Below are 20,930 nucleotides of genomic sequence, written 5' to 3' on the forward strand. Positions count from 1 at the left end.
AGTAAACACTCCTGAGCTTTCTGCGCTCATGATATGCCTCCCGGTAGTTTAAACGGACCAGTGAAGCTTACCATAGCGCGGACATCTGAATTGAGCCACAGGCGGACATTACTATTGAGCCATTACATGCTTAATTCGTGTAATCTATCTTATGTTAAATTTAGTCCGTCGTTCATTTATTTTATACCCGACCGCAGACTACGATTAGTCATACACAGATATACTCTTTCATTTAGTTTAAAAAAAACGCTCCCTATCAGGAGCGTAAGCCAGTGACTTCGGCGTCAAATGAGGGTCTAACAAGTGGAGCTGCGGGTTAATTCTGGGTGATCTGACTACGATGCTTATCAGCCTGCTGCTGGTGAACAACGGAAGACTGACCATTATTCGCCTTCTCATGCACAGCTGCGGCCTTCTCATGCTCGCTCATTTCAGAAAATGACTTTGCTGTTTCGTTGGTAGCTCCTGGTTTAGCTTTCATCATTTTTTTATGCATTTCAGCCATGTCCTGGTGGGCAGCAGAATTGCTGTTTTGCATCATGTCATGGGACATTGCGGCCTGATCGTGACTGCTCATATCCATCATTGTCATGCTGTCTCCCTGAATTGCACTTTTTTCAGCAGATGACTGCATCTGGTGGGCAGGTGCCTGTGCATTATTTACCTGGTCATGCATGTTCATTGTCTCTGCAGCCATAGCAGATGAAGCGGCAGCCATAATGGCAACAAATGATACAAGGATCTTTTTCATGGTTGGGTCTCCGGTGTTTACATCCCCAAACAATCAACGGCTTATGACAGAGAAAGCATTTGATCTCAGGGCGGGTTATTCATCACTCCAGGAACCAGGTGATTGCGTTATCACCCTGCTCCTGATTTATGAATGATTATAAAAAACCGCATCTGTTTATCGCGTGACTGGATGATGACAATTTTGTCACCTTCCAGGTTTCTCCTGAATAACGGGGTTAATCCATTAACAGGCGCACTTTGAACACAATTTCCCGCCCCTGCTGTTCTGCTGACAGCTCGCCGCCGTGAGCATGAATGATTGACCTCGTTATTGATAACCCCAGCCCCGCGCCTTCCGTGTTGTGGACCCGTGATGAGTCTGCGCGATAGAACCGGTCAAACAAACGTTCAAGATTAGCGGGAACCGGGCCAGACATCGTATTCGTAATCATCACGTTCACACAGTCACTGTCATGCTCAAGGCGTATCGCTGTACAGGTGTTATCGGGAGAATACTTGATTGCATTCGAAAGCAGGTTACTGAAAGCACGCCGCAGCATGTCGCTGTCTCCGGCAATAACCCCTTCACCTTCAACCGTGATTGTCTTTCCTGTCTCGTCTGCAAGGGGCTCGAATAACTCACGTAATTCATTCAGTTCGGCGGCCAGATCCACATCATGTTTATCCAGCTGCAGCAGACCATGCTCTGAACGTGCCAGAAAAAGCATGTCACTGGTCATTCGTGACAACCTTTTCAGTTCTTCCAGGTTAGCGAATAAAATTTCGCGGTAATGCGAAACATCCCTTTCCTTAGCCAGTGCAAACTGCGTCTGCATCATCAGATTACTGACCGGTGTGCGCAGCTCATGCGCGATGTCAGACGAGAAATCTGACAGTTTCCGGAATGAACCCTCCAGGCGATCGAACATGTTATTGAATTCCTGCATGGTCTCTGAGATTTCCGGCGGAGCCAGATCGGGATTAAGACGCTGATCCAGGCTGTGCACGGTCATGGAGGAAGCCAGACTGGTCATTTCCCGTAACGGTTTCAGACCAATGCGTGTGGTCAGCCAGCCCAGAAAAACAGAAATAAAAACCAGACCGATATTGAACCAGAACAGCCAGGTACTGAGCTTATCCATAAACAGGGTGTGATACCCGGTATCCGTGGCAACCGTAACGATGAAATGTTTGCTTTTACCCTGTTCCGGCGTCACGGCAACCCGCCGCGAGATACTGCGGTATACGGTGTTATTTTCTTCCGTCTGGATCATATAGTCGAGAATATCCCCCGACTTATTTAGCAGGACCGCTGGAACAACAGAATTTTTGGCATACAGTTCCACCAGTTTTTCATTTTCCATATTTTTTATAGAAATGAATAAGCCATTGTGCCCCACCATCGCATCGTTTATTTTTTCTGATAATGACTTAATATCCGTTTTGTTCCTGAACGTCTCTGTTTTAAGAAACTCTTCGGTGAGCTGAAGTTTACCAGTCAGAAAATCGCGATCCTGATTATCGAAATAGCCATTAAGGGTGCTAATCAGGATAAAACTTGATAACCACCATACCGTAAGCATCACTGCAGAAAAAATCAGGCTCAGGCGTGTGGTCAGGGAAATTTTGAACCTCACTCTTCTCTGATCTCCAGGACATATCCGGCACCGCGAACGGTATGGATCAGTTTTGGTTCAAAGTCATCATCAATTTTACTTCTCAGACGTCTCACGGCGACATCAATCACATTCGTATCACTGTCAAAGTTCATATTCCAGACCAAGGACGAGATAAGACTCCTGGGTAACACTTCTCCGGTGCGTTGCAACAGCAACTCAAGCAGAACGTATTCTTTACCGGTGAGATGGATCTTCTTCCCCGAACGGATCACGGTTCGGCGCACCATATCAACGGTCATATCGGCGATGGTGCAAACCGTTGCGGACTGCGAGCGTGCCCGCCGCAGTAAGGTTCTTACACGTGCAACCAGCTCCGTAAAATCGAAGGGCTTAATCAGGTAGTCATCTGCACCAAGCTCCAGTCCTTTCACTTTGTCCCGCACGTTGTCTTTTGCGGTTAAAAACAGGACCGGTTCTTCGTGCCCGGACTTCCTCAGTGCGCTGATGATTTGCCACCCGTCGAGGAAAGGCAGCATCACGTCCAGTATTATCAAATCATACTGTCCCTTCGACGCGGCCCCAAGACCATCGCGGCCATTATTAAAGAGATCGGCCTGATAGCCTTCCTCAACCAGTCCCTGCTGCAGGTAACGACCTGTTTTTTGTTCGTCTTCAACGATTAAAATACGCTGCATGGTCAACTCGCTGATATGAAAGTAAAAATCTCACGCGTGAGCGTTGGTTGTCCCTTAGCTGACCTGAGACGGAGCAAGCATTCCGAGCCACGCTACGGCACCCAGAATGATAATCGCAACAACGAATTCTGTCAGGATGCTGTTTCGCATCAGGGCAACGCTGCGATCATAATTCCCTTCCCTGACCATAACTTCAAGCCGGGGACCCAGGTGAAACCGGTTTGCTGCAGCCAGAAGAAGCATCAGAACAAACAGAGCCGTCTTAGCAAGCAATATTCCCCCCCAGGAGCTGTTGAATAAGGGGGTTAAGTTACCTTCAGCAATATACAGATAGTTGACCATCGCACTCAGGATCAGGGCTACAACAATCACCGTACCTGCCGTGGCAAATTTTGCCAGGGAGTCAGATATCACAATGACGCTCTGTGCATTGTGCGCGTTTCTGCGCATCAGCAGGATAGCAAATGCAACCAGAGCACCTGTCCAGGCACCTGCAGCGCCGAGATGAGTCAGATCGCTCAGTAAATGGAGATAGTAATGCAGACCGTCATGCATGACGGCGTGTCCTCCCCAGGCAAGTGTAGCCAGCGCCACGCCCCCACTCATCGTCATCAGCAGGCAGGACAATAGTCTCTTGTTAGTGTAAAGGAACAAAGCACCGAGAGTGATAAACAGTGCACAAAGTCTGACAATCCAGCTAATACCTACATCAGTTTCTTCTATAACCATCTCGATAATATGGATGGATAATTCCCTGAGATCAGTTACTCCGCTCATGGCATTAGATACCAGGAGCATATTAATGCCAGTAAGAATGATGCCTGCAACAACAGCAAAGGTTATAAACGACCTGAAATTAGTCAGGTTATACGTTTCATGTCTGACACCACTTAATCCATATATCTGAAAAAATGGCAATCCAAATATTACCATCAAATCAAGATAAAGAAGAAAACGAATAACAATCATAATCAGGTCGTTCATAATATTACTTCACTGTAAAGGTGTAATTACCGGTAATAGGGTGCGTATCTGAAGAAACTGCGCGCCAGTCAACACGATAAGTGCCAGCGGGTAAAGGTTCTCGCGGAATAATGACCATCGATTTAGGGTCAGCGCCTGGTGCCACTTTTGCCGCGACCGGCATCGGAGAATGTGATGACATACCTTTCATACCCGTCATCGTTAATTTTGCACCTGAGAATTTCACGGTCAGATCTTCCGAGAAATTAAGCTGAATCTTATCCGGGGCCGCTACGGCCGAATCAGCCTGTGGCACAGAGCTTTTTAATTCCGGATGGGCCATAGCAGAAAAAGCGACGCCCATAACCAGGCCACCTGTAAGAATGGCTTTATGTAAAATCGACATATTATTTACCTGTTTAGTTTAGTGTTTTAAGTCAACGCATTAAAACCAGATTCTGGCTCCCGCCAGGAATACTACCTGATGGTCTTTCTCACCCTCTCTTTTCGCCATATCGGACGTTTTCCCGTAAAGCTGATTCCAGGAGACGCCTATATAGGGTGCAAACTCACGGCGTATTTCGTAGCGCAGCCGAAGGCCCAGCTCTGTGTCAGCTAATCCTCTGCCGCGCTCCCGCGATTCATCATCCTGACTGTAGAGATTTACCTCATAGGATGGCTGGAGTATGAGCCGGTTAGTCAGTAAAACGTCGTATTCTCCCCCCAGACGGAGGGCTGCTTTTCCGTCATTACTGACAAAAGCCGTAATTTCAGACTCAAAATTATAGAGCGCGAGCCCCTGAAAACCGACAGCAGCCCAGGTCTGGGCTGAAGCAGGTCTGAAATCCTGTCTTACACCCGCAACCAAATCCCACCAGGGGCCAACCGCATGCCCCCAGAGTAGCTGGGCTTCTGCCGTCTCCGTTTTCCCCCCGCTTCGTTCGCCTTCACTCTTTAGCCAGAGCCGGTCAGTGTCGCCTCCAATCCAGCTGTTAACACTCCAGCTGAAATTATTGGTGTTATCCGACCGTTGCCATTCCAGTTGATCCAGCAAGACCAGATAATTAATCGCACTGTCGTGAATCGCATGCCCCGGTAAATTGCCGAATGCAGCCTTCCGGTCGGCATCGGTAACAGGCGGAATTGGCGTTCTGCTCTCAGTTACAATGGGCTCCATTGACGTCATCTCAGTGAAATTCTCATCTACCGGCATCTGCATGGAAGACATGTCGTGCCCGGCATGAGGATCTGCAGAGACGGAGCCCGCCGCAATAGAAAACGGTGAGGTAAACAAACCAGCGACCAGAACAGTTATGGCCTTAAAACTTCTCTTCATTCGCATCATTCCTCCACCCGGACTTCACGAAACATTCCCATTTCCATGTGATAGAGCAAATGGCAGTGATACGCCCAGCGGCCAAGCGCATCTGCTGTCACTCTGTAACTGCGTTTTGTACCAGGGGGAATATCTATTGTGTGTTTACGAACCATGAAATTACCGTTTTCATCTTCCAGATCGCTCCACATACCATGCAGGTGAATGGGGTGAGTCATCATGGTATCGTTGACCAGAGTGATCCTGAGTCGCTCACCGTATTTCAGCAGCACCGGTGCGGCATCTGAAAACTTGATTCCGTTAAATGACCAGGCAAACTTTTCCATGTGACCGGTTAAATGCAGTTCTATGGTGCGGCCAGGTTCACGTCCGTCAGGATCCTCAAAGCGGCTTTTCAAATCCGCGTACGTGAGAACCTTTCTTCCGTTATTTCGAAGACCGATACCCGGATCGTTTAATTTCGGAGAGACGCTCATCGCCTGCATATCAACCAGTGGGTTACCCGTTTCTGACGCAGGATGACTTTGCATACCCGGCATTCCGGCCATCTGGGAATGATCCATACCAGTCATGCTGCTGTGATCCATGGGTGCGGAGGATGTCCCGCTATCCGCAAGCTCAGCACCGTCCATAGACATCATCTCTCCGCTGTTATTCATGCCCCCCATCTGGCTGTGGTCCATTCCTGCCATATCATGCCCCATTCCTCCCATACCCATATCTTCCATGGTCAACAGAGGACGTGGATCCAGGGCGGGAACGGCAGCACTTAACCCCTCTCTCGTGGCCAGTGTCCCCCGAGCGTAGCCGGTCCTGTCCATGGATTGTGCGAAGATGGTATAGGCCTCACCCTGAGGCTCCACAATGACATCATAGGTTTCGGCAACGGCAATCCTGAATTCGTCAACGGTAACCGGGTTTACATACTGGCCATCTGCAGCCACGACCGTCATTTTCAGCCCGGGGATGCGGATATCGAAATAGGTCATTGCCGAACCGTTGATAAACCGTAAGCGTATCTTTTCACCGGGACGGAACAGCCCGGTCCAGTTTTTCAGCGGGGCCTGACCGTTCATGAGATAGGTGTAGGTGTAGCCACTGACATCCGCGAGGTCAGTCGGATTCATTTTCATTTCAGCCCACATTTTCCGATCGGCAATAGTGGCTGACAGCCCCCTGGTATTCACGTCGCGGAAAAAAGAGCCAATGGTTGGTTTATTGAAATTGTAGTAATCCGACTGTTTTTTTAATTTTTTCAGAAGACTGTGAGGATTTTCATCGGTCCAGTCAGACAACATGACCACGTGCTCACGATCGTAAGCAAACGGTTCCGGCTCCCTGGCATCGATGATAATGGCACCGTATACCCCCTCCTGTTCCTGCAGACCGGAATGGCTGTGGTACCAGTAAGTCCCGTTCTGCTTAACCTTAAAGGTGTAAACGTAGGTATCATCAGGCTCTATGCCCCTAAAACTCAGCCCCGGAACACCATCCATATTGGCTGGAAGAATAATGCCGTGCCAGTGAATGGACGTCTGTTCATTAAGACGGTTCTTGACCTTCAGGGTAATGGTGTCACCTTCTTTCCAGCGAAGAACGGGCCCCGGCAGGCCTCCATTGATTGTTTTGGCCTGACGCTCACTGCCAGTGATATTGACGGCCGTTTCACCAATGGTCAGGTCAAACTGAGTACCCTGCAGGGATGCGGCAACTGGCAGGCTCAGACTGGAACGCGCATTGAAACTCCATACGCCAAGACTTCCGGCTACGCCAGAGAGGGTTAATCCCTTCAGGAAAGTTCGTCGAGACGTTTTCAACAGCATGCGCGTTCCCTTATTTAAAGTATGGTTACTGACAAAGTTCGAGAACCGATTTAAATTAAATTTCTGGTTCATCCTCTTACAATGAAATGAAGCTAGCACACCTTAAGAAACAAATTCATTACAATCGTGTAATGTACGTAGCTGTATTACATTTACGTCATCTTCACCACAGATTGATTATTTTTATATATGATCGTGATGACATCTTTTATGTACCTAAGAAGGTAATCACACATGAATATATTAATCACTACCACTGCGTTTACAGCTTTATTTTGTGGGGCAGTTTTTGCCAAGTCCAGTGATATTGCCCATGAAGCACATCGATTCGTGAACAATGCCTCAGCCGTCAGTCATGTTAATTCCTCGACGCATGAAAACTTGCCGGGCAGGATTAATAAAAAGAGCACGCCATCATTCTCTGAAATGAATGAACATGAAAGGGCCATTGTTGCGCATTCATTTATGAACAACAGCGCGTCCTATGCACATCAAAAAATGATTGAGGAACATAAAAAAATGCTGTCCGGGAGTGACGCAAATTCAGAGACATCATCTTCTTCTTTTAACGAACTGAATGCCGGAGAGAAAGCCGCCCTCGTGCATGAGCAGGTCAATAATGCCGCTGCGGAAGCTCATCAGACGCAGGCAAGAAAGCTTCGTGGGCTGGATTCGTCCAGGTAAAGGCAGGTGGGTTAGTGCTTAGCGTCAGGTGCGCAGCAGGGTTTCACTGACGGGTTACGTCGCAGGACATGAGCTTCATATTGCTCTGCCGTAACCTGTTTCAGACCCGTTAATCATCACCGCCGGGCTGGTCATACACTTCCCAGAGCTTCAGGAGCAAACGGGAAACAAGATATGTTACAAAAATGACGACCATCAACGGTGCTCCCGATTAACTGGCAGATGACACTCCTCCTGAAAACCCCTAGCATACGCCGCAGTGTTCATGCTAACGGCGAATTCCAGTAAATGTATTCTACCGATGTCGTAAAAGAAAATGCTTACCTTTCAGCCACCCGCTCGGGGCTGGAATCGAACGAGATCGCTATCCTTCAGCGCTCTTTGCCTTCCCGCTTTAATCTTCGGCATTTGAAAAAAAATGAATCATTAAAACTCGTACTGCAAAAGAAAGCGGGAAAATCACGTGTAGTGGCTTATAAATTTACGTCCGGCTCATTTAATTACACGGCGTATCGTATATCAGACAAAAAGTTCTATAATCTTTCCGATACTTCCGGGAAAGGCAGTCTCGATTATCCGTTACCAGCCACAGCAAGACTCAGTTCACCTTTCAATCCTGCAAGACTTAACCCGGTATCGGGAAAAGTGAGTCCCCATAATGGCATTGATTATTCCATGCCCATGAACACGAAAATAGTCAGCGTCATCGACGGAAAAATCACCCGGGCCGAATACAACAGTACCATGGGATATTTTGTTGAAGTAACGGGAAAAGCCGGTGTTAAAACTCGCTATCTCCACCTCAATAAAATACTCGTTACTAAAGGGGCCAGAGTTACCCGGGGAGGTGCTATTGCGTTATCCGGTAACAGCGGACGTTCATCCGGTCCTCATTTACATTACGAGCTGGTCATCAATAACAATCCTGTTAATTCACTGGCGTTCCGGGCATCGGCACCCGCTGATAACAAACTCGAACAGCATGCCTTTGCGCATGCCAGAGACTACGAACGATACCTGGACTGATAACGGGACCGCGACGCGGCCCCGTTTGCCGGATTAATTTTTTTTATCGTTTTCACTTCCGTGATGTTGGTGATCCCCATGCCCTCCGTGGCCGTGGAAAAGATGCATTAGCGGGCAGACCAGCAATAACAGATATGGCCAGTAACCTGCCACATGTGACCAGTGTTCTCGCAGGAGGGCAAATGCCGCGATCGCGGCGACAGCAATAAGCGCATAGGTGGTACTTTTCATACTGGACTCCTTCTGTTCATAACAGACCCTTCACTCAGTGTTATTTCCCGAGCCTGACACTTTTCAGACGCAACGCATTCACAATGACGCTGACGGAAGAAAGAGCCATGGCCGCCGCCGCAATAACTGGCGACAGCAGTATTCCATACACAGGATAAAGCAGGCCTGCAGCCACCGGCACACCAAGTGCGTTGTAGATAAATGCAAAAAACAGATTCTGTCGGATATTTTTCATGGTGATCTCTGACAGATGACGGGCCCTGTTCAGTATCATCAGGTCGCCTTTGAGAAGGGTGACTCCGGCACTTTCAATTGCCACATCTGTACCCGTTCCCATGGCTATACCCACGTCAGCCGCTGCCAGCGCCGGGGCATCATTCACACCGTCTCCGGCCATCGCAACCACATGACCAGACGCTTTCAGTCGGGTTATCACTGCTTTTTTGCCATCCGGCAGAATCCCGGCTTCAACATCCTCTATTCCCAGTTTTCGTGCGACGGCTTCAGCTGTTAGCTGGTTATCCCCGGTGAGCATAACAATGCGGATCCCCGCCTGACGCAACGCTTTAAGTGCATCCGGCGTGGTTGCTTTCACGGGATCCGAAATAGCTATCAGGCCTGCAAGGTCCCCGTCCGTGGCCACATAGATAACGGTAGCGCCTTCCATCCGCAACGTATCCGCAACGGCCTTTTGATTATCAATAACGATACTGTTTTCCTGCATAACCAGTTCATTACCAATAACAATCCGTTGACCTTCGACATCGCCTGTGACACCTTTACCCGACGGCGCATCGAAATGAGTGACTGCGGGTATTGCGATCCCCTTTTCCTGTGCTGCTCTGACGACTGCCATACCCAGCGGATGCTGCGAGCCTTTTTCCACTGCGGCCGTTACACGCAAAAGAGAGGCTTCCCCACCCGGACTGAGACTGATAATTCCTGTCACCGTAGGCGAACCTTCGGTGAGCGTGCCTGTTTTGTCGACAACCAGCGTGTCCACTTTTTCAAGACGCTCAAGGGCTTCGGCATTTTTGATTAACACCCCGGCCTGGGCTCCTTTGCCCACCCCCACCATTATCGACATCGGCGTGGCCAGCCCCAGCGCGCAGGGACAGGCAATAATCAGGACCGACACAGCCGCAATCAGACCGTGCGCCATCCTGGGCTCGGGCCCCCAGACAGACCAGATCACGAAAGCAACAACCGCGATAAGTATCACCAGAGGAACAAACCAGCCTGAAACGCTGTCAGCCATTCTCTGGATGGGGGCTCGCGAACGCTGTGCATCAGCGACCATCTGAACAATTCGTGAGAGCATCGTTTCATCTCCGACTTTCTCTGCACGGATGATAAGACTACCTGTCTGATTAATCGTCCCCCCAATGACAGGGGCACCCTCCGTTTTGGTAACCGGCATAGACTCCCCGGTCACCATCGATTCATCAACGGTTGTTGTGCCTTCGACCACGATACCGTCGACCGGAATACTCTCCCCAGGTCTGATGCGGAGCTTATCGCCAGGCAGGACATCTTCCGCATTAATATCCGTTTCATGACCGTCATGGTCCAGCCGCCTGGCGGTTTTGGGGGCAAGGTTCAGAAGCGCAGTAATGGCACCTGAGGTTTGTTCCCGTGCCCGCAGCTCAAGAACCTGTCCCAGCAGTACAAGCACCGTAATTACTGCCGCGGCTTCAAAATAAACGGCCACCAGGCCATCCATGTTTCTGAACGATGCAGGAAACCAGGAGGGGAAGACAGTTGCAATGACGCTGTAAACCCAGGCTACGCCGGTCCCCATAGCAACAAGGGTAAACATATTCAGGGAACGGTTACGTAACGACATCCCGGCCCGGGCGAAAAATGGCCAGCCACACCACAACACGACAGGAGAGGCCAGAAGCAGCTGCAGCCATGTGTTGTACTGTGGCGATACTGTATTTCTCAAGGCGGGAAACAGATGAGATCCCATTTCGAGTATCAGAACCGGAAACGCCAGCAACAACCCCAGCCAGAAGCGTCTTGTCATGTCGCGAAGTTCATCACTCGGCCCCGTGGATGCCGTGGCTACGAGTGGTTCCAGTGCCATTCCACAGACAGGACAGCTTCCTGGACCACGACGGCGTATCTCCGGGTGCATCGGGCATGTCCACACACCTTCAGAAATATCGTTCTCCGCCTGGTGGTGAGGCTGTTTTATCTGATCAGGGATGACCTCGTGGTGATGGTGGTGATGGGAATGTTCACTGGCATCTTCTGTAAGATAATGATCGGGATGAGCTTTAAATTTGCTCTCACAGCTGGCGGAGCAGAAATAAAGCTGATGCTCCTGGTATCGAATGCTGCTGTGCGCCTTATCGGGCATGATTGTCATCCCGCACACGGGATCTCTCACCTTATGCAATACGTGACTCTCGTCCGGGGATAATGTCTGTTCAGAGGCAGTCTGGTTGTTGTGTTGCACTGCATTGTCATTTTTCACAGTAACTCTCCTTATGCAAACCTGAAGCGTCTTCTGTATTCAGGTTATGTCATGGATGCGATTACCACGAATGTCGCCGGCACAGGAGTGCCTGCTACCGGCGTCCCGTTAACAGCCGTTCCGCTGACTATTCGATTCGCTGGAAGATCTTTTTACTGCCCTCCGGAGAGAATGCGATAACATCGTAAGCCTCTTTACGGGCCCCCATCTCCATTCCCGGGCTTCCCGCAGGCATACCGGGGGTGGCAAGGCCATAAATCCCTGAATCAGACTGCATTGCCTTATGTATCGTTGTGGCAGGCACATGACCTTCAATGATCAAATTACCAGTAACTGCGGTATGACAGCTTCTCAGCTCAGCAGGAACAGCATATTTTTCTTTCAGGGCTGACAGAGCCTGATCATTCATGACGTGGGTCCGTACCTCAAACCCGTCCTTTTCCATCGCCTTGCCCCACAGGGAACAGCAACCACAGTTTTCAGACTTGTACATGTCTATTACTTTTTCACCTGCCATTGCCGGAAGTGAAAGGCCAAAAGCCAGGGCCATTAAAATTATTTTTTTCATACTCACCTCTGTATGTTATCGATGTAAACCCTGACGTCAGGGTGAATTTATGCAAAAGGACACCCGCAGGGGTGTCCTTTCAGGGTTATGACACGCTCTTTTTATGTCTGCGCAGCCAGATGAGTTTATAGGCGGCAGGAATAATGAACAGGGACAGCAGCGGAGCTGTGATCATCCCGCCAATCATGGGGGCCGCAATACGGCTCATGACTTCTGAACCTGCGCCGGTTCCCCAGAGTATCGGCAGCAGACCCGCGATGATCACCGCCACGGTCATGGCTTTCGGCCGGACACGCAGCACGGCACCATGATAAAGGGCTTCATCAAGACCTTCCGGTGTGAACGTTTCCTTGTTTGACAGTTCCGGATGCGCTTCAATGGCATGACGCAGATACATCAGCATGACCACGCCAAACTCTGCTGCCACACCGGCCAGGGCGATAAACCCGGTTCCGGTTGCGACTGACATATGGAAGCCCTGCCAGTACAGGAACCATATCCCGCCAACCAGGGCGAACGGCAGACTCATCAGGATCAACAACGCTTCATCAACCCGGCGGAACGCCAGATACAACAGGATGAAAATGATCATCACCGTCATCGGCACCATCAGTTTAAGTTTCTTGTTGGCGTGCTCAAGCAGTTCAAATTGTCCGGAGAATGACACGCTGGTACCCGGTCTCAGTTTCACTTTCTGACTGATAGCCGTTTTAATATCATTAACCACCGACACCATATCCCTGCCGCGCGCGTCAATGTAAATCCAGCTGGCTGGACGGGCATTTTCCGTTTTCAGCATAGTCGGCCCTGAAACGACCTTAATATCCGCGACATCGCCCAGCGTGATCTGCTGCTTCATCGGGGTCAGGATCGGCATCTGTTTCAATGCATTTGGACTGTTCCGGTAATCCTGCGGATAGCGAATATTAATCGGGTAGCGGGCCACGCCTTCAACCGTTTCCCCTACCGTTGCGCCGCCGATGGCTGATGAGACAAACAGCTGTACATCACCGACAGTCATACCGTAACGGGACGCTTTTTCCCGGTTGATATCGATATCGATGTAACGCCCGCCTTCAAGTCGCTCAGCCAGGGCAGACACCACGCCCGGCACGGTTTTGGCTACCGCCTCAATACTCTGCGCAGTCGCATCAATATCGGCCAGGACAGTCCCTGAGACCTTGATACCTATCGGGCTTTTGATCCCGGTTGAGAGCATATCAATACGGTTACGGATTGGCGGAACCCACAGGTTTGCCAGACCCGGTAAACGGACGGTCTTGTCGAGTTCTTCAATAATCTTGTCAATCGTCATACCCGGACGCCACTGATCCTCAGGTTTGAGCTGGATCGTGGTTTCCACCATTTCAAGCGGTGCGGAATCCGTTGCGGTCTCTGCTTTACCGGTCTTGCCAAATACAGAGGCCACTTCAGGAACGCTTTTGATTAACTTGTCCGTCGTCTGCAGGAGTGCTGCAGCTTCTGCCGGAGAGACGCCAGGCAATGTTGACGGCATATACAGCAGGTCGCCCTCATTGATCTTCGGCAGAAACTCCCCCCCCACCTGACTCAATGGCCATACAACGGTGAAAATGGACAAGGCCGCAACCAGCAGGGTTGTTTTTGGCCAGTGGAGGACCCGCAGCAGCAATGGATGATACGCTTTGATCAGCACCCGGTTCAGGGGGTTACTGGTCTCGGCAGGAATTTTTCCCCGGATCCAGAATCCCATCAGGATCGGAATGACAATGATGGCCAGCGCGGCCGCGCCCGCCATGGAGTACGTTTTCGTGAATGCCAGCGGGCCAAACAGACGTCCTTCCTGACCTTCCAGGGTAAAGATAGGTATAAAGGACAGGGTGATGATCAGCAGGCTGATAAACAGTGCGGGTCCCACTTCCACGGAGGCGTCGGTAATCACCTTCCAGCGGGTGACGTTGTCAATCTGCTCACCCGGATGCCGATGATCCCACTCCTCAAGCCGTTTATGCGCATTCTCAATCATCACAATGGCGGCATCCACCATCGCACCGACGGCAATAGCTATCCCTCCCAGCGACATGATATTGGCGTTCAGTCCCTGGAAGTGCATGACGATAAAGGCGATACACAGGCCAAGCGGCAGAGAGATAATCGCCACCAGGGCAGAACGTACGTGCCACAGGAACAGGGCACAGACGATGGCCACCACGAAAAACTCTTCCAGAAGTTTGGAACTGAGGTTATCAATCGCCCGGTCGATTAACTGGCTGCGATCGTAGGTGGTCACGATTTCAACACCTTCCGGCAGACTGGCCTTCAGTGTCTCCAGTTTATCCCTCACTGCCGTGATTACGTCACGCGCGTTTTTACCCGACCGCAGGATCACCACGCCGCCAGCGACTTCCCCCTGGCCGTTCAGTTCGGCAATACCACGCCGCATTTCAGGCCCTGTCTGCACGCGGGCAACATCCCGCAAATAAACCGGCACGCCGTTCTCGCCTGTTTTCAGGACGATGTTATTAAAATCATCAATGCTCTGCAGATAGCCGCTGGCGCGGACCATATACTCCGCTTCGGCTATTTCAACGGATGAACCACCGGCCTCCTGGTTAGACGATTCAAGAGCCTGTTTCACTTCGGGCAGGCTGATCCCATACTGAGACAGTTTTACCGGATTGACCTGAATCTGGTACTGCTTCACCACGCCACCAACCGAGGCTACCTCAGCCACGTTCGGGATGGTCTTCAGTTCAAATTTCAGAAACCAGTCCTGCAAAGAACGCAGTTCTGAAAGGTCGTGTTTTCCGCTGCGATCGACCAGGGCATATTCAAATATCCAGCCCACTCCCGTGGCGTCCGGACCGATTTCAGAACTCACACCCGCAGGCAGTTTGCCCTGAACCTGATTCAGGTATTCCAGCACGCGCGAACGGGCCCAGTACAGATCGGTCCCGTCTTCAAAAATGACATACACATACGAATCACCGAACTGTGAAAAGCCACGCACAGTTTTTGCGCCAGGTACGGACAGCATGGTGGTGGTAAGCGGATAGGTGACCTGGTTTTCTACAATCTGCGGAGCCTGTCCGGGATAGCTGGTTTTAATAATGACCTGCACATCTGACAGGTCAGGCAGCGCATCGACCGGCGTGTTAATTATCGTCCATGTGCCCCAGATGCTGAGAAACAGGGCACCCATCATGACCAGGAAACGGTTGGCGACAGAGCGCCGGATAATCCATTCAATCATCGTCGTCTCCTCAGTGCCCTGAATGCATATTTACAGGCTGCTCAGACATTGCTGGCATACTGTTTTCTGTTTTTTCAGGGTGGCGCATACGTTCCAGCGCGCCCGTAATATTGGCTTCGGAGTCAATGAGGAACAGGCCACTGACCACCACGGTATCGCCTTCATTAAGACCGGAGCCAATGCCGGACTGTTGCTGTGATTCATGCAGAACGTGGATCTGTTTCGGCACAAACTTGCCTTCATCATCAACAGTAATCACGCGCTGTTCTTTGCCGGTATCGATAACGGCCTGGCTTGGTATCAGCAGCATCTCCTGACTTTGGGTATTCAGTTTGAGATAGGCATTCATGCCCGGCTTGAGAAACTCATCCTTGTTAGTAACCTGGAGGCGGACCTGAAGCGTGCGGGTTGTCTGATCCACGCTGGGAAGAATGTTCCATTTTTCGACATGGAATGTTTTATCCGGATAAGCCGGTACCGAAATTTCAAACTGCGACGTATCTTTCAGCAGATAGGCGATAGATTCTGGCACTGCAGCGCTGATCCAGACCGGGTCCATCCCCTGAATCTGAGCCACCACCTTATCTTTGGAAATATTCATGCCGGTGCGCAGGTCAAATGCAGTAATGACACCATCAATAGGTGCTTTAATGGTAAAACGGGTCTGGATTGTGCGGGTTGAACGCAGCCTTTGAATATCCTCTTCCGGCATACCAGCCAGACGAAGTCGCTCCAGAACCCCTTTTATCTGGGTTGGCGTACCGCCTGTACCGGATAACAGCAGAAACTCACTTTGTGCCTCAACCCATTCAGGAATGGTGATATCGATAAGCGGAGTGCCTTTCTTCACATGATCGCCAATCGTCAGGGGATACACTTTTTCGACGAAACCGTCAGAACGCGCCTGCACAATGACAAACTGATATTCGTTGTAACTGACATTAGCCGGGATTGTCTGAGAATAATTCAGCATTCCTCGCGTGACTTTTTGCGTTTTTAATCCCAGATTCTGAACCTGAGTTGGATCGATACGGATCCCGCCACTGCTTTTATCGCCACTTTCATCAGCATATTTCGGCACAAGGTCCATATCCATAAAAGGCGATTTTCCGGGTTTATCAAATTTGGTATCCGGTTTCATAGGATCATACCAGAAAAGCACCTTTTTCTCCGGTGCCTTTTGTTCTGCTGGTACTGTTTTTTGTGATGAGTTTAAATACTGCCAGGCAGTAACCGATATCAGCCCTCCTGCTATGAGGCTGCTGATAATTATTGCAGCATATTTTATCTTTAAAGAAGCCATACAATTTCTCGCTGAAAAATCAAAACACCTGGCATATGCGCCCGATCATTCATTCACAGTAATCCCATAATGAATGTTCAGGCGCACTGGATGTATTCGCTCCGGACTGTTAATCAGGATTGCGTAACGTTAATGCTTTTGAGTAAGGAGATATTGCCCTGCTGAATAAACGAGAAATCGACATGGTTGCCGGTTTTCAGGGCATTGATAGCGTCGTCTGCATTAACAAAAGTGAAGCGCATGGTCATTGCAGGCCAGCCCACCGCCGGGATTGCTTCGTGCGAAATGGTAATCTTTTTACTATTCATATCAATGTCTTTAACGATACCGGTGCCCTTGATAACCTGCTGTACCGAAGCATCACTGGCAGCATTCATATCGCCATGCTGATGTGTTTCAGCATGAAGACTGGCAGAAAACATGACAGAGAAGGCACCAAATAAAACGGCTTTAAGTGAATTACGCATTTTTAATTTCCTGATTAATTGAATAAATTTACTCTACCCAACCGCCACCCAGCGCGGTAAACAGATTAATTTCGTTAACCTGTCGGGAATAGGTAAGATCGAGAATGGTTTGCTGCGTCGCGAAGAGGGAACGTTCTGCATCCAGCACTTCGATGTAACTGACAGCACCACTTGCATACAATCCTCTGGCACGCTGTAGAGTTATCTGAAGTGAATCAAGATAACGCTGCTGTGACTCAAGTTGCTGGCTAAGGCTGTCGCGCAGCGCAAGCGTGTCGGAAACATCCTTAAAGGCTGACTGAATTTTTTGTTCGTAATTAACCACGGACTGTTGCTGGCGAATTTCAGCCAGCTTCAGATTGGCTTTGTTTCTGCCGGCATTGAAAATAGGAATTTCAATTTTAGGGATAAAATTCCACATTCCACTTCCTGACGTAAAGAGGCTGGACAGCTCCGTACTGCTTGCGGAAAGGCCACTGGTCAGGGTAATGGACGGGAAAAAAGCCGCTCGCGCTGCGCCAATATTAGCATCAGCCGCTTTCAACAGGTATTCCGCTTCCATAATATCCGGACGCTGCAGCAATATTTGTGACGACAGATTTGGTGGCAATTTTACTGGTGCGATCTCCCCACCTTTCATCCCTTTTTCTGACGGAACTGCGCGGTACGTTCCCAGCACCAGTTGCAGGGCATTGTTTGCCTGAGCCAGATCGCCTTCTCGTTTGGCTATTTCGGCGCGGGTACTTTCGATTTGCCCCCTGGCTTGTTCAAGCGCCAGAACGTTCGTACTCCCGGTCACCAGTTGTTGCTCAACGAATGCATAAGACTGTTCATAATTTTTCAGCGTTTCCCGCGCAATACGGAGTTGTTCGTACGCCAGTTGCTGGCTGAAATAGCTCTGTGAAACGTTGGAGACCAGCAGGATGTGTACGGCACGACGGGCTTCTTCGCTGGCAAAGTAGTTCTGGCGATCAGCCTCACTCATGTTCTTAAGTTTGCCAAAAAAATCGAGCTCATAGCTGAGCTCCAGACCCGCGTCGTACTCCTGTGTGGTCGGCTTGTCACCTTTCAGACCACCGCTGTATGTGATCCCGGATGAGGCATTCAGTTGAGGATAACGATCTGCATCCGTGACGTTGAACTGGGCCCGGGCCTCTTCAACCTTCAGGGCAGCCATTCTCAAATCACGGTTATTATTCAGGGCTTCACCGATCAGCCTGCTGACCTGGGGATCGACAAAAAAGTTTCGCCAGCCCGTATCCTGATAGCTGTTTACCGCAGGCGTCAGACTGTTTTTAGACAATGAAAACTGCTGGGGAACCGGAGCTGGCGGACGCTGATATTCAGGTGCCAGAGAAACACAACCAGCCAGGATGAATATGGTACTGATGCTGAGTAATTTTAATTTGAACATAACGCTTCTCGTACAGGCAGACCTGGTAAATGGTTCAAACGAAGTCCAGAGTATTGATAGGGATACTTTACCGAACGCTCTCTGTTTGCCGGGTGACAGGATAATGACAATGTTGTCATTTTTGCTGTAATCCGTTGATAACGATCGTGGGCGCAATAAAATGACATTAGCAGCCAGCCAGGGAGCATAATGAAAATATTAATCGTTGAAGACGAAATTAAAACAGGTGAATATCTCAGCAAGGGGCTGACAGAGGCGGGGTTCGTCGTGGATCACGCTGATAATGGTCTGACCGGATATCATCTTGCCATGACAGCCGAGTATGATTTAGTCATCCTGGATATCATGCTGCCTGATGTAAACGGCTGGGATATCATCCGTATGCTGCGCAGTGCCGGAAAGGGGATGCCGGTATTACTGCTGACGGCCCTTGGCACGATTGAACACAGGGTCAAAGGACTTGAGCTGGGTGCGGACGATTATCTGGTGAAGCCCTTTGCGTTTGCTGAACTGCTCGCCCGGGTAAGAACCCTCCTCAGGCGGGGAAACACGATGATCACGGAAAGCCAGCTTAAAGTGGCTGACCTCTCGGTTGATCTCGTATCCAGAAAAGTCAGCCGCGCCGGGAACCGCATTGTGCTCACCAGTAAAGAGTTCAGCCTGCTGGAATTCTTCATTCGCCATCAAGGAGAAGTTCTTCCCCGCTCCCTGATTGCCTCTCAGGTCTGGGACATGAATTTTGACAGCGACACTAACGCGATTGATGTCGCAGTAAAGCGACTCCGCGCTAAAATTGACAACGATTACGAGACAAAACTGATCCAGACAGTGCGGGGCGTGGGCTACATGCTGGAGATCCCGGATGCATAGCAAACCGTCCAGACGACCTTTCTCACTCGCTCTGCGGCTGACCTTTTTTATCAGCCTGTCCACAATACTGGCGTTTATCGCCTTCACCTGGTTTATGCTGCATTCTGTTGATAAGCATTTTGCCGAGCAGGATGTCAGCGATCTGCAACAAATCAGCACCACACTAAACCGTATCCTGCAGTCTCCGGTTGATCCGGATGAAAAAAAAGTAAGCAAAATAAAGGAATCGATCGCCAGCTACCGTAACGTTGCTCTTTTGCTCCTCAATCCCCGGGGAGAGGTGCTGTACAGCTCTGTGCAGGGGGCTGCTTTACGCTCTGCTGTGAATTCAGCCGATTTTAGCGAGCACAGCCGTGCACGTGATGTCTTTCTCTGGACGGTGGAGGATCCTGCGAGAGCGATGGATACCGGGTCCGGAATGAAGATGGAAACATACAGAATTATCGCCTCATCTGGTCAGGCGATATTTCAGGGCAAACAGCAGAACTATGTCATGCTGACTGGCCTCTCCATTAATTTCCATCTCCATTACCTCGATGCGCTGAAAAAAAATCTGATTGCGATCGCTGTCGTGATAAGTCTGCTAATTGTTCTGATCATTCGCATTGCTGTCCGTCAGGGGCACCTGCCCCTTCGTAATGTCAGCAATGCCATTAAAAACATCACCTCCGAGAATCTTGATGCGCGGCTGGAACCGACACGCGTTCCCATTGAGCTGGAGCAGCTGGTTATCTCGTTCAATCATATGATTGGAAAGATTGAGGATGTTTTTACCCGCCAGGCCAATTTCTCTGCCGATATCGCGCACGAGATCAGAACCCCCATCACCAATCTGGTGACGCAGACTGAAATCGCTCTGAGTCAGGATCGAACCCAGAAGGAACTTGAGGATGTCCTCTATTCCAGCCTTGAAGAGTATAACCGGATGACAAAAATGGTCAGCGACATGCTGTTCCTGGCCCAGGCGGACAATAATCAGCTGATACCTGACAGGGTTCGGTTTGACCTCAGAGCAGAAGTCATGAAAGTCTTCGAGTTTTTCGAAGCCTGGGCCGAAGAACGAAATATCACGCTCAAATTTAACGGGATGCCCTGCCTGGTTGAGGGAGATCCACAAATGTTCAGAAGAGCGATCAATAATCTGTTATCCAATGCCCTGCGTTATACCCCAGAGGGACAGGCAATCACCGTCTCAATAAGAGAGCAGGAGAGCTTTTTTGACCTTGTGATTGAAAATCCGGGGAAACCAATCCCTGAAGAGCATTTATCAAAGCTGTTTGATCGCTTTTATCGGGTGGATCCGTCCAGACAACGAAAAGGAGAAGGCAGCGGCATCGGCCTTGCGATTGTGAAGTCAATCGTGGAAGCACATCACGGAAGAGTGCAGGTGGAATCGGACGTACACTCAACGCGTTTTATCTTATCCGTGCCCAGACTGGAGAAAATGATTCCGGAAACCCAATACTGAGAATAAAGATTTAAATG

The 20,930-nt window shown here is 49.9% G+C and carries 18 protein-coding genes; 4 read left to right on the plus strand and 14 right to left on the minus strand.

Annotated elements, in window-relative coordinates:
• Window positions 1-316: 316 nt before the first annotated feature.
• From pcoE to pcoA, 7 genes are all read right to left on the minus strand, one after another.
• Window positions 317-751 (minus strand): copper resistance system metallochaperone PcoE, encoded by a 435-nt coding sequence (pcoE, locus tag LLF79_RS25615; RefSeq protein ID WP_000723069.1) that lies wholly within the window; start codon window positions 749-751, stop codon window positions 317-319.
• A gap of 217 nt (window positions 752-968) precedes the next feature.
• Window positions 969-2,369, minus strand: coding sequence for a copper resistance membrane spanning protein PcoS (gene pcoS, locus LLF79_RS25620; RefSeq protein WP_032662233.1), 1,401 nt, complete (start codon window positions 2,367-2,369; stop codon window positions 969-971).
• Window positions 2,366-3,046 (minus strand): copper response regulator transcription factor PcoR, encoded by a 681-nt coding sequence (gene pcoR / locus LLF79_RS25625; RefSeq protein ID WP_032662230.1) that lies wholly within the window; start codon window positions 3,044-3,046, stop codon window positions 2,366-2,368. The genes pcoS and pcoR overlap by 4 nt, the downstream gene beginning before the upstream one ends.
• A gap of 54 nt (window positions 3,047-3,100) precedes the next feature.
• The gene (gene pcoD, locus LLF79_RS25630) at window positions 3,101-3,979 is read right to left on the minus strand and encodes a copper resistance inner membrane protein PcoD (RefSeq protein ID WP_306463840.1); all 879 of its coding nucleotides are present in this window, start codon (window positions 3,977-3,979) and stop codon (window positions 3,101-3,103) included.
• A gap of 55 nt (window positions 3,980-4,034) precedes the next feature.
• Window positions 4,035-4,415 carry a copper resistance system metallochaperone PcoC gene (gene pcoC, locus LLF79_RS25635; protein ID WP_032662224.1) on the minus strand — a complete coding sequence of 127 codons (381 nt, stop codon included), beginning with the start codon at window positions 4,413-4,415 and terminating at the stop codon, window positions 4,035-4,037.
• Between the two features lie 39 nt (window positions 4,416-4,454).
• Window positions 4,455-5,345, minus strand: coding sequence for a copper resistance protein B (locus LLF79_RS25640; protein WP_072199631.1), 891 nt, complete (start codon window positions 5,343-5,345; stop codon window positions 4,455-4,457).
• 5 nt (window positions 5,346-5,350) lie between these two features.
• Window positions 5,351-7,168 (minus strand): multicopper oxidase PcoA, encoded by a 1,818-nt coding sequence (gene pcoA / locus LLF79_RS25645; RefSeq protein ID WP_032662218.1) that lies wholly within the window; start codon window positions 7,166-7,168, stop codon window positions 5,351-5,353.
• 234 nt (window positions 7,169-7,402) lie between these two features.
• On the opposite strand from pcoA, the gene LLF79_RS25650 reads away from it, so the two are divergent.
• Complete coding sequence (locus LLF79_RS25650) at window positions 7,403-7,852, plus strand: hypothetical protein (protein WP_032662214.1); 450 nt, start codon at window positions 7,403-7,405, stop codon at window positions 7,850-7,852.
• 288 nt (window positions 7,853-8,140) lie between these two features.
• Window positions 8,141-8,878, plus strand: coding sequence for a peptidoglycan DD-metalloendopeptidase family protein (locus LLF79_RS25655; RefSeq protein WP_000287499.1), 738 nt, complete (start codon window positions 8,141-8,143; stop codon window positions 8,876-8,878).
• A gap of 33 nt (window positions 8,879-8,911) precedes the next feature.
• Here LLF79_RS25655 and LLF79_RS25660 read toward each other — a convergent pair whose 3' ends face one another.
• The 7 genes from LLF79_RS25660 to silC form a co-directional block, all read right to left on the minus strand.
• Window positions 8,912-9,109 (minus strand): DUF2933 domain-containing protein, encoded by a 198-nt coding sequence (locus LLF79_RS25660; RefSeq protein WP_000843494.1) that lies wholly within the window; start codon window positions 9,107-9,109, stop codon window positions 8,912-8,914.
• Between the two features lie 40 nt (window positions 9,110-9,149).
• Window positions 9,150-11,591 (minus strand): Ag(+)-translocating P-type ATPase SilP, encoded by a 2,442-nt coding sequence (gene silP, locus LLF79_RS25665; protein WP_032662211.1) that lies wholly within the window; start codon window positions 11,589-11,591, stop codon window positions 9,150-9,152.
• Between the two features lie 127 nt (window positions 11,592-11,718).
• Window positions 11,719-12,159: a DUF411 domain-containing protein gene (locus LLF79_RS25670; protein WP_032662207.1), complete on the minus strand. Its 441-nt coding sequence runs from the start codon at window positions 12,157-12,159 to the stop codon at window positions 11,719-11,721.
• Between the two features lie 85 nt (window positions 12,160-12,244).
• A complete protein-coding gene (gene silA / locus LLF79_RS25675; RefSeq protein WP_047070876.1) occupies window positions 12,245-15,391 on the minus strand; it encodes a Cu(+)/Ag(+) efflux RND transporter permease subunit SilA in 3,147 nt (1,048 codons plus the stop codon).
• Window positions 15,392-15,401: 10 nt separating this feature from the next.
• Window positions 15,402-16,694 (minus strand): Cu(+)/Ag(+) efflux RND transporter periplasmic adaptor subunit SilB, encoded by a 1,293-nt coding sequence (gene silB, locus LLF79_RS25680; protein WP_001446341.1) that lies wholly within the window; start codon window positions 16,692-16,694, stop codon window positions 15,402-15,404.
• Window positions 16,695-16,807: 113 nt separating this feature from the next.
• Window positions 16,808-17,161, minus strand: coding sequence for a cation efflux system protein CusF (gene cusF, locus LLF79_RS25685; protein WP_032662198.1), 354 nt, complete (start codon window positions 17,159-17,161; stop codon window positions 16,808-16,810).
• A gap of 28 nt (window positions 17,162-17,189) precedes the next feature.
• Complete coding sequence (gene silC, locus LLF79_RS25690; RefSeq protein ID WP_032662193.1) at window positions 17,190-18,575, minus strand: Cu(+)/Ag(+) efflux RND transporter outer membrane channel SilC; 1,386 nt, start codon at window positions 18,573-18,575, stop codon at window positions 17,190-17,192.
• Between the two features lie 189 nt (window positions 18,576-18,764).
• Here silC and silR point away from each other — a divergent pair, with 189 nt between their 5' ends.
• Together silR and silS are read left to right on the plus strand one after the other, a co-directional pair.
• Window positions 18,765-19,445 carry a copper/silver response regulator transcription factor SilR gene (gene silR / locus LLF79_RS25695; RefSeq protein WP_032662190.1) on the plus strand — a complete coding sequence of 227 codons (681 nt, stop codon included), beginning with the start codon at window positions 18,765-18,767 and terminating at the stop codon, window positions 19,443-19,445.
• Window positions 19,438-20,913, plus strand: coding sequence for a copper/silver sensor histidine kinase SilS (gene silS / locus LLF79_RS25700; RefSeq protein WP_032662186.1), 1,476 nt, complete (start codon window positions 19,438-19,440; stop codon window positions 20,911-20,913). The genes silR and silS overlap by 8 nt, the downstream gene beginning before the upstream one ends.
• The last annotated feature ends 17 nt before the right edge of the window (window positions 20,914-20,930 follow it).

Source organism: Enterobacter cloacae complex sp. 2021EL-01169, from assembly GCF_020733125.1.
Taxonomy (GTDB): domain Bacteria; phylum Pseudomonadota; class Gammaproteobacteria; order Enterobacterales; family Enterobacteriaceae; genus Enterobacter; species Enterobacter roggenkampii.

What these genes read in the sequence shown, in the direction of transcription:
- pcoE (WP_000723069.1), bottom strand. Translation starts at nt 751, where the DNA reads ATGAAAAAGATCCTTGTATCATTTGTTGCCATTATGGCTGCCGCTTCA.
- pcoR (WP_032662230.1), bottom strand. Translation starts at nt 3,046, where the DNA reads ATGCAGCGTATTTTAATCGTTGAAGACGAACAAAAAACAGGTCGTTAC.
- pcoD (WP_306463840.1), bottom strand. Translation starts at nt 3,979, where the DNA reads ATGGTAATATTTGGATTGCCATTTTTTCAGATATATGGATTAAGTGGT.
- pcoC (WP_032662224.1), bottom strand. Translation starts at nt 4,415, where the DNA reads ATGTCGATTTTACATAAAGCCATTCTTACAGGTGGCCTGGTTATGGGC.
- LLF79_RS25640 (WP_072199631.1), bottom strand. Translation starts at nt 5,345, where the DNA reads ATGAAGAGAAGTTTTAAGGCCATAACTGTTCTGGTCGCTGGTTTGTTT.
- pcoA (WP_032662218.1), bottom strand. Translation starts at nt 7,168, where the DNA reads ATGCTGTTGAAAACGTCTCGACGAACTTTCCTGAAGGGATTAACCCTC.
- LLF79_RS25650 (WP_032662214.1), top strand. Translation starts at nt 7,403, where the DNA reads ATGAATATATTAATCACTACCACTGCGTTTACAGCTTTATTTTGTGGG.
- LLF79_RS25655 (WP_000287499.1), top strand. Translation starts at nt 8,141, where the DNA reads ATGTATTCTACCGATGTCGTAAAAGAAAATGCTTACCTTTCAGCCACC.
- LLF79_RS25660 (WP_000843494.1), bottom strand. Translation starts at nt 9,109, where the DNA reads ATGAAAAGTACCACCTATGCGCTTATTGCTGTCGCCGCGATCGCGGCA.
- LLF79_RS25670 (WP_032662207.1), bottom strand. Translation starts at nt 12,159, where the DNA reads ATGAAAAAAATAATTTTAATGGCCCTGGCTTTTGGCCTTTCACTTCCG.
- silA (WP_047070876.1), bottom strand. Translation starts at nt 15,391, where the DNA reads ATGATTGAATGGATTATCCGGCGCTCTGTCGCCAACCGTTTCCTGGTC.
- silB (WP_001446341.1), bottom strand. Translation starts at nt 16,694, where the DNA reads ATGGCTTCTTTAAAGATAAAATATGCTGCAATAATTATCAGCAGCCTC.
- cusF (WP_032662198.1), bottom strand. Translation starts at nt 17,161, where the DNA reads ATGCGTAATTCACTTAAAGCCGTTTTATTTGGTGCCTTCTCTGTCATG.
- silC (WP_032662193.1), bottom strand. Translation starts at nt 18,575, where the DNA reads ATGTTCAAATTAAAATTACTCAGCATCAGTACCATATTCATCCTGGCT.
- silR (WP_032662190.1), top strand. Translation starts at nt 18,765, where the DNA reads ATGAAAATATTAATCGTTGAAGACGAAATTAAAACAGGTGAATATCTC.
- silS (WP_032662186.1), top strand. Translation starts at nt 19,438, where the DNA reads ATGCATAGCAAACCGTCCAGACGACCTTTCTCACTCGCTCTGCGGCTG.